Here is a 17,483-nt window from a genome sequence, read left to right on the forward strand (position 1 = left end):
CGGTGGGCGAACCAGTGTCAGGGTGTCATACAACATTGTTTCATAACGCCGTTGTATAAAGTTCGGCGGGAGACATCCATGCCCTTCACCTTCCAGCGGGTCGGCCCCGCACCCTTCACCTCCGGTGCCCGCCAGCACCTCGCCCGTATGCGCGACGGTGTCCGGCTCGCCACCGACGTGTATCTTCCCGAGCCTTCCGCGGGCGCGGACCAAGCCACATATCCTGCCGTGCTGATCCGTCTGCCCTACGACAAGAACAGCCGGTACGTCTTCGTCGACGGCATCGCCCGCCGCTTCACCGCCCGCGGCTACGCCCTCGTCGTGCAGGACGTCCGCGGCAAGTTCCGTTCCGGTGGCACCACGCTGCCGTTCCTGCAGGAGCCCCAGGACGGCTACGACTCCATCGACTGGATCACCCATCAGGCCTGGTCCGACGGACGGGTCGGCATGTTCGGCGACTCCTACTACGGATTCACCCAGTGGGCGGCGGTCGCCGCCCGGCATCCCGCGCTGCGCGCGATCGTTCCCCGGATGACCAGTGCCGACTTCAACCGCATCTGGAAAGCCGCTGGGCCGGGACAGCCCGATCCCCCGGTGTGGCTGGAGGGCGTGGAGTACTTCGCCCACCACTGGATCGACAACGACACCTACGACTACGAGCCCGACCGCACCCGGCGCCCGGTCATCGACCAGTACGAGCAGGCGTTCCGGGCCATCGGCGCCCGCTCGCTCTGGTTCGATCTGCTGGCACCCCGGCATGCCGGCATGCCCACCCGGCTCGGGCCGGACCCCTTCGACGCCCTGCCTGTGCCGGTGCTCCACTGCGTCGGCTGGTACGACAACATCGGTGCCGCCCACATGCGGGATCACGCCGAACTCGCCTCCCGCCCCGCCTGGGCCGCCACGCAATACCTGTGGGCCGGCGCCGTCGACCACGAGAACTACTGGCTGGGGCATGCGCCGGTCGCCGACGAGGACGACCACAACGCCGACGAAGCCGCACTGGAGAGAATGCTTCCCGGCTACACCGACCCCGCCATCGAATTCTTCGATGTCTTCCTGAAGGAGGACCGGCCGGCCACGGATCTGCCCAGGGTCCGCTGGGAGCTGGGCCACCAGGGGTGGCGTACCGCGGAGGCGTGGCCGCCGCCGGGCAGCGACACCCGCACCTTCTGGCTCGCCGACCCGGCCACCGCGGCACATGCGCTGCCCGGCGGCGCTCTCACCCGGACCCCGCCCACCGAGGAGCGGTCCGCACAGTGGGTCCATGACCCGGACGAACCTGTTCCCTCCCTGGTCGAGAACTCATTCGCGCACCTTCACACCCATCCCGACTTCGCGCCCGTCGCCGCACGCGAAGACGTACTTGCCTTCACCGCCCCGGCATCCTCCGGTCCACTCGATCTGGCGGGCCCGGTGACCGTCGAGGTGCACGTCACCAGCACGGCCCCCGTCTTCGACGTGTTCGCAAAGCTCCTCGACCTGGCCCCCGACGGCGACGCCCGTCTGATCGTCCGCGGCCAGGTCAGCGCCGAAGCCACCGTCGGGAGCGACGAGGCGATCTCCATCGACCTGGGGCACACCGGCTACCGACTGCGCCACGGACACCGGCTCGCTCTGATCCTCGCCGCCAGTGACTTCCCCCTGTACCTCCCGACGACGGGCACCGGCGAGAACCCCTGGACAGCCGTCACCACCAAACCCGGTACCCAGACCCTGCGCACCGGTGGCGTTCACCCCTCAAGGCTCACCCTCACGGTGCTCCCGCCCTCGGCATCCCCGTGTTGATCTGATTCCTTCCGCTCTTCTCGCGTCCCCACACGCGCTCCGTAGCCCCAGGCCGAACCACACCACTCCCTTAGGAGCGCCGCTATGCAGGCCCACAGATCCATCCTCACGCTCACCGCCTTGTCCACCCTGCTGACCGTCTCCGCCTGTACGTCCGGCGCCGACACGTCCTCCGGCTCCGCTTCCCCCGATGCCCTGAAGCTGACCAGCACCACCCCGGCCGCCACCGGCGTCCTGGACGAGGTGACCTGGAACCTGCCGATGGGCGAGCCGATCACTCTCGACCCGGCCAAGGTCGGCGACTACTCGCCCAACACGGTGGAGGCCAACCTCTGCGATCCACTGCTGAGGCTGAGGCCCGACTACTCCATCGCGCCCGGCCTCGCCACCGCCTGGCACCGTCCGGACGCGAAGACCCTCGTCCTCGACCTCCGCAAGGACGTGACGTTCTGGAACGGCAACCCCATGACCGCCACCGACGTCGTCGCCAGCCTCTCCCGGCAGCGCGAAGCCGCCACCCAGAGCGTCAACGCCCAGGTCCTCGCAAGTGTCACCACCATCAAGGCCAGCGGTGACCATCAGGTGACCATCCGCTTCAAAGCCCCCGACGAACTGTTCCTGAAGTACCTGGTCAACGGGTTCGGCGCGGTCAGCGAGGCGTCGTACCTGAAGAAGGCGGGCTCCGACTACGGCACCCCCAAGGGGGGCCTGATGTGCACCGGGCCCTTCGAGCTGAGCGGCTGGAAATCCGGCGAATCCATCACGGCGGTCCGCAACGCCCGCTACTGGGACACCTCTCTCCGGCCCAAGGTCAAGAAGCTGACCTTCAAGTTCATCACCGACAGCAGCACACTCACCAGCGCCTTGCTGTCCGGGCAGGTCGACGGCAGCTACGAGATATCCTCCACCGTCGCGAAGGCTCTGCGTGCTTCTGACGCCGGCACCCTTCACTACGGCCCATCCACGCAAACGGTGTTCCTCTACCCGATGAGTGGCTCCTCCCCGCTCGCCGACCACCGGATCACCCAGGCGCTCTCCCTGATCCTGGACCGTGACGCCCTGGTGAAGAACGTCTACGACGGCGCAGCCCAGAAACTCAAGACCTTCATCCCCTCACTGGTGTGGAAGAAGTCCGAGGCTGCGTCCGTGTACGCCAAGGGCTACGACCGGCTGCCGGCCGTCCCCGATGTCGATATCAGCAAGGCCGAGAAGCTCGTCGCCGAGGCCGCCCCGAAGCAGCGCACCATCACCGTGGCGGCAGCGGCGGGCGACCAGCAGTCCCTGCAGATCCTCACCTTCCTCCAGGCCGCGGCCAAGAAGATCGGCCTGTCGCTGGTCATCAAGCAGCTCCAGCCCACACAGATGTCGGGCCTGTTCTACGACCCCTCCCTCCGCCAGGGCCTCGACGCGACCATCGTTCTCGGATACGTGGAGATCCCCGACCCGCTCTCCTACGCGGTGCTGTTCACCTCACCGGACTCGCCGCTGAACTGGGTCCGCTACAGCAACGACGAGGTCACCGCACTCCAGCGACAGGCCCAGGCGACGCTGGACCCCGACGCGTCGGCGGAACTGTTCGTCCGCGCCCAGGCGCTGTACACCAAGGACCTGCCGGTCCTCTCCATCGCCTCCCCGTACGAGCGCCTGTTCCTGAACAAGCGGCTCAGCGGTGCCCCGGCGTCCTTCGCCTACATCAACATGCCCTGGGCGGCCTACCTCGGCGGCACAGGCGAGACAGCCTCATGATCTGGCGGTTCATCGCCCGCCGCACGGCGATGCTGGTCGTCACCGGGCTCGTCGCCAGCATCGCCGTCTACAGCGCCCTGTTCGTCGCACCCGGCGATCCCGCCACGCTGCTGATCGGCGGGGGCAAACCGCCCAATCCCCACCTGCTCGCAGAGATCCACCGCCAGTACCACCTCGACGATCCCTTCCTCCAGGGGTACTGGCGCTGGCTGAGCGGGATGCTGCACGGCGACGCCGGTCAGTCCCTCAGTTACCGGGACTCGGTCACTCACCTGGTGACCGGCCGCATCGGCAACACCCTCTTCCTGATCGCCTATGCCGCCGTCCTCATCATCGTTCCCGGTGTCGTGCTGGGGACCGTCGCGGCCCTGCGCGGCGGTCTCGGCGAGACCGTGGTGACCGCGGTGACCACCGCCTTCATGGCCGTGCCCACGTTCGTGATGTCGGTGCTGCTGATCTGGTGGCTGTCCGTGCAGTGGAGATGGTTCCCGGCCTACGGCGCGGGCAGCGGCTTCGCCGGGCGCGTCGAGCACCTCACCCTGCCCGCGCTCGCCCTCGCCGCGGCCTGGACCGCGTACGTCGCCCAGGTCACCCGGTCCGCGGTGCGTACCGAACTCGTCTCGGAGCATGTCCAGACCGCGCGCGCCCGGGGCATCCCGGAACGGGTCGTCGTGCGCAAACACATCCTGCGCAACGCCTCCGGACCGATCTTCTCCGTCGCCGGCGTCGCCGTCGCAGGGCTGATCGCCGGATGCGCTGTCGTGGAACAGGCATTTGGCATCAACGGCATCGGCGCCCTGCTGATCCAGAGCGCGGCCAAACAGGACCTCGCGGTGGTCCAGGCTCTGGCGCTGATCACCGTCGTCGTGTTCGTCGCGATCAACACCCTCGTGGATGTGGTCACCGTCGCGCTCGACCACCGTGTTTCCCTGGAAGGCACTTCATGAGCACCTACCAGATCGCCGCGCTCGGCCGCGGCAGCACACGGCTGGGCCGACTGCGCGGCCTGATCCGTGGGCGATGTGTGCTGATCGTCGCCGGGTCGGTCGTCGCGGTGACGGTTCTCACCGCCGTGTTCGCCCCGCTGATCGCGCCCTACGATCCCAACGCCGTCGACCCGACCGCTGTCTACCAGCCCAGCTCTTCCGCTCACTGGCTCGGCACGGACGACGCCGGCCGCGACATTCTCTCGCGGCTGCTGTACGGCGCCCGCTCCAGCCTCCTGGCACCGGCACTCGTCACCCTGACCGCCGGTCTGGTCGGCACCGCCCTCGCGGTGAGCGCCGCCTGGCTCGGCGGCTGGTACGACCGGCTGGTCTCCGCCCTGCTGGACATCGTCTTCGGCTTCCCCGGCCTGATCCTGGCCGTGGTCGTCGCTGCCATGTTCGGCGCCGGCCTGACCGTGGCCGTGGTGACGCTGTCCGTCGCCTATCTGCCCTTCATCGGGCGGGTGGTCCGCAGCGCCGCCCTGCGTGAGCGCCAACTGCCGTACGTCTCCGCCCTGCGGATGCTCGGAGTCTCCGGCCGACGCATCTGCCTGCGCCATCTGACGCCCAATCTGCTGCCTCTGGTCCTGGTCCAGATCGCCACTTCCTACGGCTACGCACTGCTGGACGTGGCCGCGTTCTCCTTCATCGGTCTGGGCGTCCAGCCCCCGACCGCCGAGTGGGGACTGATGGTCGCGAACGGCTCCACCGGCATCCTGGCCGGCCGACCCGAGCAGTCCCTGTATGCCGGTGTGGTGATCGTCGTGTTCGTCATCGCCTGCAACCTTCTCGGCGGCAGTCTGTCCCAACGGCTCCTGGGAGACAACCGATGACCGGGACCCACGCTCTCCTGGAAGTGAAGAACCTTCACGTCACCTTGACCGGCGACCGCCGACGGCGCACCGTGCTGCACCGGGTCGACCTCGCCATACCGGCCGGCGCCGCGCTGGGGCTGGTCGGCGAATCGGGATCCGGCAAGTCGCTCACCGCCCGCACGGTGCTCGGCCTGCTGCCGCAAGGAGCCCGAGTCGAAGGAGAGGTCCGCTTCGACGGGAGGTCGCTCACCGCCATGGCGCCGGCTGCACTGCGCGGAATTCGGTCTCACGAGATCGCCATGGTCTTCCAGGATCCGCGGGCTCACATCAATCCGGTACGGACCATCGGCGATTTCCTCACCGAGGGCCTCGTGACCACCCGAGGCGTCCGCCGCGCTGTGGCCGAGGCCCGGGCCGCCGCGCTCCTGGGAGAGGTCGGCATCGCCGATGGGGCCCGCAGACTGCGTCAGCGTCCTTCGGAGCTCTCGGGCGGCCTGCTGCAACGTGTGATGATCGCCGCCGCGCTGCTCACCGAGCCCCGACTGCTGCTCGCCGACGAGCCCACCACCGCCCTGGACGTCACCACTCAGGCCGAGGTCATGGCCATCATCGACGAGACCCGCCTCCAACGGGGCCTGGCCATGCTGTTCATCACCCACGACCTGGCCCTCGCCGCCGCCGTCTGTGACCGCATCGCCGTGATGTACGCCGGCTCCGTCGTCGAGGAACTGCCCTCCGGCCATCTCTCCGACGCCGAGCACCCCTACACCCGCGCCCTCATGGCCTCCCGCCCCGACCTGGGCGGCCCCGGCAAGAAGCTGACGGCCATCAAGGGCAGACCCCTGTCAGCCTTCGAGACCGGCCCGGGCTGCGCCTTCGCGCCCCGTTGCCCCGATGCCCGGGACACCTGCACGACACAGCACCCCGCCCTGCTCCCCGCCGGCAGCGGACAAGCAGCCTGCCACTTCCCCCACCATCCCCGGGCAGCGGCAGGCGCCGCGGAGAGGAGCACCAGTGATGCCTGAGCACACTCCTGGGGCCATCCTGGAAGCCACCGGCCTGCGCAAGACGTTCGGTGACTTCACCGCCGTCGACGACGTCAGTCTCACTCTCACCCCGGGTGCGTCGCTCGCCGTGGTCGGTGAATCCGGATCAGGGAAAACCACCACTGCCCGGATGATCGCCGGGCTGGAACAGCCGACCACCGGCACGATCCTGCTCGCCGGCCGCCAACCCCCCGGTCCCCGGGCCCGAACCACCGAACGGCGCCGCTTCGCCCAGCACGTGCAGATGGTCTTCCAGGACCCCTACACCTCGCTCGACCGGCACCAGCGCATCGGCGACAGCATCACCGAAGTCCTCGCCCTCCACACCGACCTGCGCGGCTCCGCCCGTACAGCGCGGATGACGGAACTGCTTGAGCAAGTCGGTTTGAATCCGCAGCAGGCCATCTCACGACCCCGCTCGCTCTCCGGAGGCCAGAGACAGCGCGCAGCCATCGCCCGCGCGCTGGCCGTCCAGCCCCGGCTGCTTGTCCTGGACGAGGCGGTCGCCGCACTCGACGTCTCTGTCCAGGCCCAGATCCTCACCCTCCTCCAGGACATCCGCCGACAGACCCAGGTCGCCTACCTGTTCATCACCCACGACCTGGGCGTCGTCCCCCACATCGCGGACGAGATCGTGGTGATGCGCCAAGGCCGCGTCGTCGACCGCGGAACAACGACCGAGGTGCTGGACCGTTCGCAACACCCCTACACCCGCGCCCTCATCGATTCGGTGCCCCGCCGGGGATGGAAACCGCGCCGCCGTCCGGCAACGCCCACGTAGACGTTCCTCATCGGCTGTCCGCGTCGATCACCGACGGCACGGCGGTGATCGACGGATCCCGTGCCGAACCAGTCGTCCGCCGCCTCCGTCGGCCCGCCGTACGCAAGACGCCTGCGCGGCGCTCACGCGGAAACGGCGCTCATCCCCATGAGCCGCTCCAGGAACTCCTCGGGCAGCGGGGCCGGCAGGAAGCCCAGGAACTGGCGCATGGGCATGGACTGGATCATGCGCATCGCGTCCGCGTTCTCCGCTGCGGCGGCAGCCTGTTCCTCGGTCATCCCGGCCATCATCGCCTCGGTGAGGGCCGGACCGACGGCGGGATGACCGAACCACTCGCCGACGGTGGAGTCCATCGTGAGCGGCTTCGCCAGCTCGTCCCCGGTGAGGTGCAGTGTGGCGTGGGCGACGACGTCGTGCGCGTTCTCGCCGAGCTGCACTTGGTACTCGCCCGCGGCGACGGCCCAGCCGTCGCGGGTGATGTCCCAGTAGGCGAAGGCGCGGCGGTCGAGGTCGATCTCGACGCTGGTGCTCTCGCCGGGTGCGAGAGCCACCTTGGCGAATCCGCGCAGCTCCCGGGCCGGGCTGCTGACGGGGCGCCTGGGCGCGGAGACGTAGATCTGGACCACGTGCTTGCCGAAGCGGTCGCCGGTGTTGGTGACCGTGACGGTGGCCTTCGCCGTGTCCGGGCCGGTGCCGGAGACCTGGAAGCCGCTCTGTTCGAAGGTGGTGTAGCTCAGCCCGTGGCCGAAGGGGTAGCGGACGGGCACGTCGGCGGTCTCGTAGTAGCGGTAGCCGACCATCACGCCCTCGCCGTAGCGGACATGGCCCTGCTCGCCGGGGAAGTTGAGGTACGACGGGGTGTCCGCGAGCCGGAACGGGATGGTCTCCGCGAGGCGGCCCGACGGATTGACCCGCCCGGTGAGCACATCGGCGATCGCGCCGCCGCCGGCCTGGCCGGGTAGCCAGGCCTCCACCACGGCGTCCACCTCGTCGTGCCAGTCCTCCAGGCTCACCACGCCGCCGTTGAGCAGCACGACGACGGTACGGCGTGCCCTCTCGGCCACCACGTGGATCAAGTCGACCTGGTCTTCCGGCAGTTCGATGTGCTCGCGGTCGAATCCCTCGGACTCGTCGGACTCACGCAGACCCACGACGAGTACGGCGATGTCCGCCTGCTCCGCGAGCCTGACGGCCTGCTCGCGCAGCCGTACTGCGTCGGCCTGTCCCGTGATGTCGTACCCGGGTGCGAAGTCCACGTGGGCGTCCGGCAGTTGGGCGCGCAACTGGCCCAGCGCGCTGTCGACGCGGGTGGCGTTGACATGGGAGCTGCCGCCGCCCTGGTAGCGCAGGGTCTCCGCGAACTCGCCGATGAGGGCGACGCGTCCGGTCGGCGTGAGCGGCAGTGTCCGCTCCCGGTTCTTCAGGAGTACCAGGCAGTCGGCGGCGACCTCACGGGCGAGAGCGTGCTGCGCCCCCGGGTCCGCCTCGCCCGGCGCGGTCCGAGCCCGGACCCGTTCGGCCAGCGCCCGCAGCCGCCCGACGGCGGTGTCCACGACGGCCCTGTCCAGGTCGCCCCGGTCCACCGCCGCAGCGACCTCGGCGTCGGTGCCGCCGCCGTTGCCCGGCATCTCCAGGTCGGTCCCGGCCAGCAGCGCGGCGACGCGGTCGCCCACGGCGCCCCAGTCGGAGACGACCAGTCCGTCGAAGCCCCACTCCTCACGGAGAACCTGGGTGAGGAGCCAGTGGTTCTCGGCCGCGTGGACGCCGTTGACGCGGTTGTAGGAGCACATGACGGTGGCCGGCCGGGCCTGCTCGACGATGCGCTCGAAGGCGGGGAAGTAGATCTCGCGCAGGGTGCGCTCGTCGACGTCGGAGCTGACCCGCATACGGTCGGTCTCCTGGTTGTTGGCCGCGAAGTGCTTGACCGACGCGCCGACACCCTGGCTCTGCACACCCTCGACGTGCGCCGCCCCGAGGACGCCGCTCAGCAGGGGGTCCTCGGAGAAGTACTCGAAGTTGCGGCCGCACAGCGGCGAGCGCTTGATGTTGACGCCGGGGCCGAGCAGGACGTCCACACCGAGGGCGCGGGCCTCGCGTCCCAGCGCCTCACCGAGACGGCGCACGAGGTCCGGGTCCCAGCTGGAGGCGAGGGACACGGCGGGCGGGAAGCAGGTGGCGGGCTCGCTGGAGTGGACTCCGAGATGGTCGGCCTCCGCCAGCTGGCGACGGACGCCGTGCGGTCCGTCGCACAGGACGAGCGAGGGGATGCCCGCATCCTCGGCGGATTCGGTGGACCACAGATCCCGTCCGGAGAGCAGCGAGGTCTTGTGGTCGAGGCCGAGTTCGGGATGGGGCTGGGGCATGGTCCGGTTCCTCGGAGATCGTCGGGAAGGCGGGAAGACAGGAAGGCGGGAAGGCGCGGGGAACGGCCGGGATCACATCGTATTATTAAAACCGAATTACGCTAGCTTTTCGTGTCAGCGCACGCCCCGTATCGGGCGGACCGTCAACCCGCCGATCACCGCCACACCCGCCGCGCTCAGGAAGAGGAGCGGGTAGTTCTCGCCGCCGCCGACGGCGAGGACGAACGGAGCGATCAGCGGGGCCACCGACTGGGGCAGGGCGGCGGCGATGCCGAAGACGCTCATGTACTTCGCGCCCTCGGTCTCCCGGTTGGGGATGACGTCGGTGATGAGGGCGATGTCCACGGCGCCGAAGACCCCCGCTCCCAGCAGGATGATCTGGGAGCCGACGAACACCTGGGCGAACGAGGTGGCCGAGGCGATGACGGCGAAGCCCGCAGCGAACGCCGTGGCGGCGGCGTAGATGAACGGCTTCCTGCGGCGCAACCGGTCGGAGAGGATGCCGCTGGCGACGGCGCCGACGGACGTCATCAGCAACCCGACCCCTCCGGTGAGCGCGAGCAGGCCTGTCACCTTCTCCAGCTCGTAGTCGAGGTGGTCGGTGAGGAAGTACAGCTGGTACGTCGACAGGAACATCAGGCTGAGCTGGATCAGGAACCGGCCGGCCCAGGCCCAGCCCAGGTCAGGCTGCCGCACGGGGTTGAAGGCGAGACCGCGCAGCAGGCCGGCGAGGCTCTGCCGGTCACCGGCCGGCCGCCGGACGGGCCGGTCCGGCAGGAAGAGGACGACGGGGAGCAGTGCCACGCAGGCGATGACCGCGGGGACGAGGAAGAGCAGCACACCGGACTCCCGCAGCGGCGTGGCGAGTTGGAACCCGGCCACGCCGGCGATCTGCGCGGTGAAGCCGAGCAGCCCCGAGACCTTGCCCCGCTGCTGTTCGGGCACCTGGTCGGGCAGCATCGCCAGCAGGGCCGTCATGATGGCACTCAGTCCGAGCTGGCTGACGACGAAACCGGCCAGCAGCACGGAGACCGACGTCCCGGCGCCGGTCAACGCCGCACCGGCCAGCAGCACGGGCATCCCCGCGAGAATCCACGGCTTGCGGCGCCCGAGGCGGGAGGTGGTGTTGTCGCTGAGCACCCCGAACGCCAGACCGGACGCGACGCCGACCAGGGTGCCCAGCCCCACCACCAGACCGAGGCTGCTGGTCTTGCCCTGCGGGTCGATCGTCTCCAGCCGCATCGCGAGCGACACCAGCAGCGGGGTCATCACCGCGACGTACAGGCCCAGATAGGAGAGCACGTAGAGCGTGATGAACCGGCCGCTGACCGGTTCGGGGCCGTCGCCGGGCTTCCGTGTGCCGTCCTCGGCCGCCGGGAGTTCGTCGGTGTGCTGGGTCATCTCGGCCTCCGGCCGTGCGGGCACGTCGAGTACGTGTGCGGGAAAGGGGGAGGGGCCGGGCACCGGATGTCGACGTGCCCGCGGCCGGCTACTGGTGAGTGCCGCCATCGATACGGATCTCGGTGCCGGTGATGAAGGCGCCGTCGTCGGAGACGAGCATGGCGACCACACCGGCGACGGCGTCGGGCGAGCCGAAGCCGTCGCCGACGGCGGGGGTGAGCTTGGCGAGCAGGCTCCAGTCGATGTCCTCGGGAACGAGGGAGTGGATGTTCTCGGTGATGCCGCTGGAGATGCTGCCGGGGTTGACGTTGACCGCGCGCAGGCCGTGCTTGCCGTATTCCTGGGCGATGCTGTGGGTGAAGGACAGGATGCCGCCCTTGCTGGCGGAGTACGCGGCCATGTAGGGGTGGGCGAACTGGGCCGAGGTGGAGCTGAAGTTGACCACCACGCCGTTGCCCGACTCCAGCAGGGCGGGCAGCGCGGCCCGGGTGACCAGGAACGTTCCGGTGAGGTTCACCGCGATGACCCGGTTCCACAGGTCGAGCGAGCAGTCGTGGGTGTGCGCGCCGCGCAGCATCCCCGCGACGTTGACCACGGCGTCCAGCCCGCCGAGTTCGGCGACCGTGCCCGCCACGACGCTCTGCACCGCCGTCTCGTCGGACACGTCGAGTACGGCGGTGCTCAGCTGCTCGGCGGAGCCGGCCTCGGCGGCGAGCCCGGCGGTTTCGGCGAGGCCGTCCTCGGCGACGTCGGTGGCCGCGACCCGGGCTCCCTCGGACAGGAGCCGGAGCGCCGTCGCGCGGCCTATGCCCGAGGCGGCGCCCGTGACGAGGATGCGGCGGCCGGTGAGTCGTTGCATGGGTGTTCCCTCGATTTCACGCGGGCCGGGACCGCCCGGCGTCGCCTCACGAGGTGACGCCGGGCGTGGATGTCCCGGTGATGGGTGTGGGGGCAGGGCGGCACGACGGATGTCCGGGTGCGGCCGGAGACCGGTGGGCGGTGTGCGCGCCTACCGGGGCTGGGGTGGTGAAGGACGAAGGGGGCGGAGAACCGCCGGACAGGCACGGGGCGGATGCGCGGCGAGGAGCGTGCGCGGCACGTACGCGTGTGCGGCGACGAAGGAGAGGAGCCGGGAGCCGGGACCGAGCCGGTGTCCGGCCGAGGTCAGCGGGAGCGGTCGGCGGACGGGCCCGCGGAACCGGCGTCCGTGCCCTGCACATCCCCGAGGGCCAGGCACATCCGGTTGAACACCTCGACCATGGCGGTCATGTCGACGCTCGGCTCCAGCAGCCACTGCAACTGGAGCCCGTCCGACACCGCGAGCAGCAGACGGGCCATCGCCTCGGCACTGACGTCCCCGCGCACCACGTCCTGTTCCTGGCCTTGGGCCAGACCGTTCCGGATCTGGGTGCTCAGGTGTTCGTACCGCTGCTTGAAGAACTCGTGAGCCGGGTGGTCCGGGTCGGAGGCCGATCCGGAGAGCGTGACGAACAGGTCCACGAGACCGGGCTGCCGGGCATTGTGCGCCACGGTACGGGCGATCGCCTCGCCCGGGGACGCGGCATCGGAGACCGCCTCGGCGTCCAGGGCGTCCCGCTCGGCCAGCACGGCGAGCAGCAGCTCCTCGCGGGAGGTGAAGTAGTGCAGCACACCGGCCTGGGACATGCCCACACGGTCGGCGATCTCCTTGAGCGACGAGCCGCGCTCGCCGTGCTCGCTGAACACGTCGAGCGCCGCCTTCAGGATCTGCTCCCGGCGTTCGAGGCCTTTGCGGTAGGGACCTCGGGGCCTGCGTGGTGTGCTCACGTTCAGACCGTACTTCACTCGGGTCGGCGCAGGCCCCTCCAGGGGGCGTCCTCTCGATCATGCCGGCCTCGGCACGGCGGCGGTCAGCCGGATGTCGGACACCGAGCGCCCGACGCGCAGTATGTGCGCTCCGGGACGTGGCACCCAGCCCTCCCCGCTCCGCACGGCCAGAGCGCGGGGAGGCACCGCCACGGTGGCGATCACGGCCTCGCTCGGTCCGGCATCGATGGGGGCGAACCCGATGAGACGCGGCGGCTCCGAGCCGTCGGCCGGCTCCAGATAGGCCTGGACCACCTCGCGTCCGGCGCGCTCACCGGAGTTGCGGACGGTGACTCGTATCGTGAGCCCGCGCTCCATGTCGCCGGTGACCACGAAGTCCTGGTAGTCCCAGGTGGTGTAGGACAGTCCATGGCCGAAGGGGAACAGAGGTGCGGTGCCGGCCGCCTCGTAGCCGCGGTAGCCGATCAGTTCGCCCTCCGCGTAGTCGAGTGCTCCGTGGACCGGCCGGGTGGACAGGACGGGTACGTCGGACTCGGCGGCGGGGAAGGTGGTGGGCAGCCTGCCGCCGGGCTCGGTGCCGGTGAGGACGTCGGCTATGGCGGCCGCGCCTTCCTGGCCGGGGAACCACGACCACAGCAGGGCGGCGGGACGGTCGGCCCAGGGGAGCAGGAAGGGGGCGCCCGCGTTGACGACGACGACCGTGCGCGGGTTGGCGGCGCAGACCCGTTCGACGAGTTCGTCCTGCCGTCCGCGCAGGGCGAGCGTCGTACGGTCGACGCTCTCGGCCTCGGTGTGGGCGTCGCTCCCTACCATCAGGACGACGGCGTCCGCGTCCGCGGCAGCGGTGACGGCGGCGGCCAGCTCCTCCTCGTCGGTGCCGTGCGGGGTGTCGTACCCGAGGCCCAACAGCGTGATGGGGTAGGGGAGATGACGCTGCGGCCGGAAGCGCACCACGACCTCGGTGTCGCCCTGCGCGGCGGGGAAGCCGAAGGTGTGTGAAGGCGGATACAGCAGCAGCGAGCCGATGTCGTGGTCTTCCTGGAGCTGCTCGTGGGTCTGCGGTTCGTGCCCCGGGACGTGGAGCGTGATGTGGCCGGGGCCGAGGACGGACAGCCGGTGGGTGCCGGACTCCCGCAGCGTGAGGCGGGTGCGTACGACCAGCTCGTCGACCTCGTCGGCGAGGATCAGCGGGAACCAGTGCGGGGCGGGGGCCTTGTGCTCCTCCGAGAGCAGAGTGCCGTCGGCCGTCCGGTACTCCAGTCGTGCACCCGGCTCGCCCGTCACGGGGTCGGTGGCGGTGTCACCGTCCAGCGGGAGGAGCGTCGCATGCGGGAAGGCGCCCTGGTGGACGGTGATCTCGACGTCGTCCCCGAGTGCCTGGCGCAGTCCTTCGAGGGGAGTGACGACGTGTTCGGGGGTGACGTGGGCGCTGCCGCCGCCCTGCAGGGCGAAGCGGACGGCGTTGGGGCCGATGAGGGCGACCTTGCGGAGCGTGTCGGGGCGCAGGGGCAGCATGCCGTCGTTGCGCAGCAGCACGGAACCGCGGACGGCCAGATCCCGTATGCGGGAGCGAACGTCGTCGGGCACGGGTTCGGTCTCCGGCGTGTCCAGGCCGTCCAGTGCTCCGACCCGGGCGGCCAGTCGCAGGATGCGTCGGACCTTGTCGTCGATCACGTCCTCGGGAACGCGGCCCTCCTCGACCGCGGTCAGCAGCGCGGCGCCCCACGGCCCGTCGGGGCCCGGCATGACCAGATCGAGCCCGGCCAGGGCCGATGCCTCGGTGGACCTGGCCGCCTGCCAGTCGGAGACCACGACCCCGTCGAACCCCCACTCCTCTTTGAGGACGCCCGTCAGCAACTCGGTGTTTTCCGTCATGGTTGTGCCGTTGACGGAGTTGTAGGCGGCTATCACGACCCAGGCACCGGCCTCGCGCACGGCTGCCTCGAAGGGCGGGAGATAGGTCTCGCGCAGCGTCTTCTCGTCGATCCGGGCGTCATAGGTCATCCGCTCGGTCTCGGAGTCGTTGCCCACGAAGTGCTTGACGGTGGCGGCCACACCGGTCGACTGCACGCCGTTGATGAAGCCCACCGCGGTGCGGGTGGTGAGGAGCGGGTCCTCCGAGTAGCACTCGAAATGGCGTCCGCCCAAGGGGGTTCGGTGCAGGTTGACGGTGGGGGCGAGCAGCACGTGGATGCCCATCTCCCTGGCCTTGAGGCCCATCAGACGGCCGGCGTCGTACGCGGTGTCCTCGTCCCAGGCGGCGGAAAGGGAGCTGGGGCTCGGGAAGAGGAGGGCGGGCGGGGTGTCGCCGCCGAAGGACGTGCCACGCGGGCCCACGGGCCCGTCGGAGAGGGCGAGGGAGGCGAGGCCGGCGGCGGCGACCGGTGTCAGGGTCCAGGCGTCGCCGCCGGTGAGCAGAGTCACCTTCTCTTTGAGGGACATGGCGTCCAGGCGCCGCGCGACATCCTCTTCATCGACCCACTGCCGACGGGGCATCAACTGTTCCTGCCTTTCCTACGGGGGCGTGGTGACCGTGTGCGTGGGGGGATCCGGGGCGGTCGTGGCGGGCGGCCCGCCCCGGATCCGGTCGGTGTCAGGAGACGGGGGCGGCTTCGCCCGCCTCGACGTCCTGGGCCGTCCTCAGCCGGGGTACGAGGGCCACGGAGAGCAGTCCCAGCAGGGCCAGCCCGGCGGCGAAGAGCATGGCGTTCTTGTATCCGGCGTCGAGGTAGAACCGGGTGCCCTGCATGACCGCGCCGTCCTGGGCGAGGATCACGTAGACGAGCTGGGTGATCACGGTGGTGAGCACGCCCTGGATCATGGCCTGCAGACCGTTGGCCGTGGCCTGCTCCTCCGGTGACACCGCCTCGATGATCAGCACCGGTACGGAGGCGACGATCAGCCCCATGGCGACCGCGGAGACGGTGCCCAGCAGGATCAGCTGCATGTCCGTGTAGTGCCACTGGCGCTGGAGCAGGAAGCCGGCGGCCGCGAGCAGCGCGCCGAGTCCGAGGGGCAGTCGGGAGTCGACCTTGCGCAGGGCGACACCGGTGCCGAAGCCGACGAGGAGGATGAGGATGCTGGCCGGGATGCCGATGATCGCGAAGTGGGTGGCGGTCATGCCGAGGCCGTCGGAGATGGTGGGGATCTTCGGGAAGAGGACGAGCAGCTGGCTGATGATTCCGGTGCCGTAGATCGTCGCGCTGATCAGTCCCGTGGCCAGGAAGACGGCCCACACGGGGCGGCGGGACATCATGGTCAGGTCGAAGAGCGGGTGGGCCGCCCTGAGATCCGTCACCACGAAGAGGATCACGGCCGCGATGCCGCCGAGGACGAAGCCCAGGGTGTCGGTGTCCGTCCAGCCCCACTCGCCGCCCTTGCCGATGCCGTAGGTGGCGGCTGCCGCGCCGCCGCCGAGGAGGGCACCGCCGAGCCAGTTCACCTTGGTGCGCGCGACGCGGTGGGGTGTCTCGGGGACGACGGTGAGCAGCAGCACCAGCCCGATGGCGGTGGCCACCACCAGGGCCCACAGGACGCCGCGGAAGCTGTAGGAGTCCAGGAGCCAGCCGGTGAGGAAGGGGCCGCCGAGGGCCACGAAGGCGATCCCGCTGCCGATCATTCCGCTCGCGGTGCCGACCTGCTTGGGCGGGAAGAGCTCACGGACGGACGCGTAGGCGAGGGCGGAGATGGGGCCGTAGAAGCCGGCGATGCCGCGGCCGATCAGCAGCGTGGTGTAGTCCGTGGCGAGGGCCGCGACCATGTCGCCGATCAGGCCGAGCGCGGTGATGGCGATCATGGCGTTGCGCTTGCCGTAGAAGTCGGCGAGCTTCACGACGAACGGCGTCACGACCGTGGCGACCAGGGCGTTGACCAGGATGAACCAGCTGATCTCCGTCGTGTGGAAGTGCTGGGCCACGGACGCCTGGGCGTTGCCTCCCAGCATGCCCGCGAGGGACAGGAGCTGGGTGGGCCACATGAGGGCCAGCGCGATCAGGGCCAGCCGGGTGCCGAGACCGGTGCCGCCGGTCTCGGCGGCCGGGGCCGGTCTGGGCACGGAGGGCGGGGACGGTGTGGTGGCGGAAGGCACGGCGGTGTGGCCTCTCGTTCAGGGGACGGGCCGCGCGGCTCGGCGGTCCCGTATGAGGTCTTGCCGGCGGGCGAGGCCGTGGGAGCAGATGGGTCTGCGGGCCGGGGCGTCTTTCGTGCGCGGCGGGGGACGGGTGCCGCGGTGGGGAGCGGAGAAAGACGTCCCGGTCGGAACACTGATCGGGCTGAAGAGGCGCTCAACGCCCTTGCCCGTCCTCGGATTTGGAACCTTTCAGATCCGTGGCGGTCATGGTTCGGGCCGTCGGCCCGCTCGTCAAGCCGTGTCGCGTCGGTGATTTTGCGCCGGGTGGGACGAGGGTCGGCCTCGGGAGTGGGTGACCCAAGGCCATAGGAACCAGGCAAAACAGTGCGAACCAGAAGTTCACTTGACGGAAACCTAGCGCTGTTCGGGTTTCGTGGCTAGAGTTTCGGCCAGAACTTTTTTGAGCCGCAGTCGGACACGCTTCGTTCGGTCATCCGTGAGAGGGTCGGCTCGATATCCCGTCTTATGAATCGATTCAAGACAAGGGGTGCTGCGTGAGCGAGCAAGCCCGTACCCAGCCGGTCACCGTGACCGAGGTCCGGTTCGAGTACGCCCGCGAGGCCTTGGGGCTCGGCACCGGACGACCGCGTCTGTCGTGGACCACGCTCACGGTTTTTTTTTT

At 69.9% G+C, this 17,483-nt stretch carries 12 protein-coding genes; 6 read left to right on the forward strand and 6 right to left on the reverse strand.

Annotation, left to right across the window (positions count from 1 at the left end):
* The first annotated feature begins 78 nt into the window (after positions 1–78).
* From FNH08_RS03105 to FNH08_RS03130, 6 genes are all read left to right on the forward strand, one after another.
* Entirely contained in the window at positions 79–1,788 is a 1,710-nt protein-coding gene (locus FNH08_RS03105) for a CocE/NonD family hydrolase (RefSeq protein ID WP_194238346.1), read from the forward strand.
* An 84-nt stretch (positions 1,789–1,872) separates the two neighbouring features.
* A complete protein-coding gene (locus FNH08_RS03110) occupies positions 1,873–3,534 on the forward strand; it encodes an ABC transporter substrate-binding protein (RefSeq protein WP_152769670.1) in 1,662 nt (553 codons plus the stop codon).
* Positions 3,531–4,481: an ABC transporter permease gene (locus FNH08_RS03115; protein ID WP_152769671.1), complete on the forward strand. Its 951-nt coding sequence runs from the start codon at positions 3,531–3,533 to the stop codon at positions 4,479–4,481. Before FNH08_RS03110 ends, FNH08_RS03115 begins: the two co-directional genes overlap by 4 nt.
* Positions 4,478–5,353, forward strand: coding sequence for an ABC transporter permease (locus FNH08_RS03120; RefSeq protein ID WP_152769672.1), 876 nt, complete (start codon positions 4,478–4,480; stop codon positions 5,351–5,353). Before FNH08_RS03115 ends, FNH08_RS03120 begins: the two co-directional genes overlap by 4 nt.
* Positions 5,350–6,360, forward strand: coding sequence for an ABC transporter ATP-binding protein (locus FNH08_RS03125; protein WP_152769673.1), 1,011 nt, complete (start codon positions 5,350–5,352; stop codon positions 6,358–6,360). Before FNH08_RS03120 ends, FNH08_RS03125 begins: the two co-directional genes overlap by 4 nt.
* On the forward strand, positions 6,353–7,162 hold the full coding sequence (locus FNH08_RS03130) for an ABC transporter ATP-binding protein (RefSeq protein ID WP_152769674.1): 810 nt from the start codon (positions 6,353–6,355) through the stop codon (positions 7,160–7,162). Before FNH08_RS03125 ends, FNH08_RS03130 begins: the two co-directional genes overlap by 8 nt.
* Before the next feature lie 122 nt (positions 7,163–7,284).
* On the opposite strand, the gene FNH08_RS03135 is transcribed toward FNH08_RS03130, so the two are convergent.
* The 6 genes from FNH08_RS03135 to FNH08_RS03160 form a co-directional block, all read right to left on the reverse strand.
* A complete protein-coding gene (locus tag FNH08_RS03135) occupies positions 7,285–9,525 on the reverse strand; it encodes a glycoside hydrolase family 3 C-terminal domain-containing protein (RefSeq protein WP_152769675.1) in 2,241 nt (746 codons plus the stop codon).
* A gap of 114 nt (positions 9,526–9,639) precedes the next feature.
* The gene (locus tag FNH08_RS03140; RefSeq protein ID WP_194238347.1) at positions 9,640–10,926 is read right to left on the reverse strand and encodes an MFS transporter; all 1,287 of its coding nucleotides are present in this window, start codon (positions 10,924–10,926) and stop codon (positions 9,640–9,642) included.
* Positions 10,927–11,014: 88 nt separating this feature from the next.
* Positions 11,015–11,785, reverse strand: a complete 771-nt coding sequence (locus FNH08_RS03145; RefSeq protein WP_152769677.1) for an SDR family NAD(P)-dependent oxidoreductase — start codon at positions 11,783–11,785, stop codon at positions 11,015–11,017.
* Positions 11,786–12,090: 305 nt separating this feature from the next.
* On the reverse strand, positions 12,091–12,732 hold the full coding sequence (locus FNH08_RS03150; protein WP_322723568.1) for a TetR/AcrR family transcriptional regulator: 642 nt from the start codon (positions 12,730–12,732) through the stop codon (positions 12,091–12,093).
* 57 nt (positions 12,733–12,789) lie between these two features.
* A complete protein-coding gene (locus tag FNH08_RS03155; protein WP_152769678.1) occupies positions 12,790–15,228 on the reverse strand; it encodes a beta-glucosidase family protein in 2,439 nt (812 codons plus the stop codon).
* 97 nt (positions 15,229–15,325) lie between these two features.
* Positions 15,326–16,786: an MFS transporter gene (locus FNH08_RS03160; protein WP_322723569.1), complete on the reverse strand. Its 1,461-nt coding sequence runs from the start codon at positions 16,784–16,786 to the stop codon at positions 15,326–15,328.
* Positions 16,787–17,483: the final 697 nt, after the last annotated feature.

The organism is Streptomyces spongiae (genome assembly GCF_009377185.1).
Lineage (GTDB): Bacteria > Actinomycetota > Actinomycetes > Streptomycetales > Streptomycetaceae > Streptomyces > Streptomyces spongiae.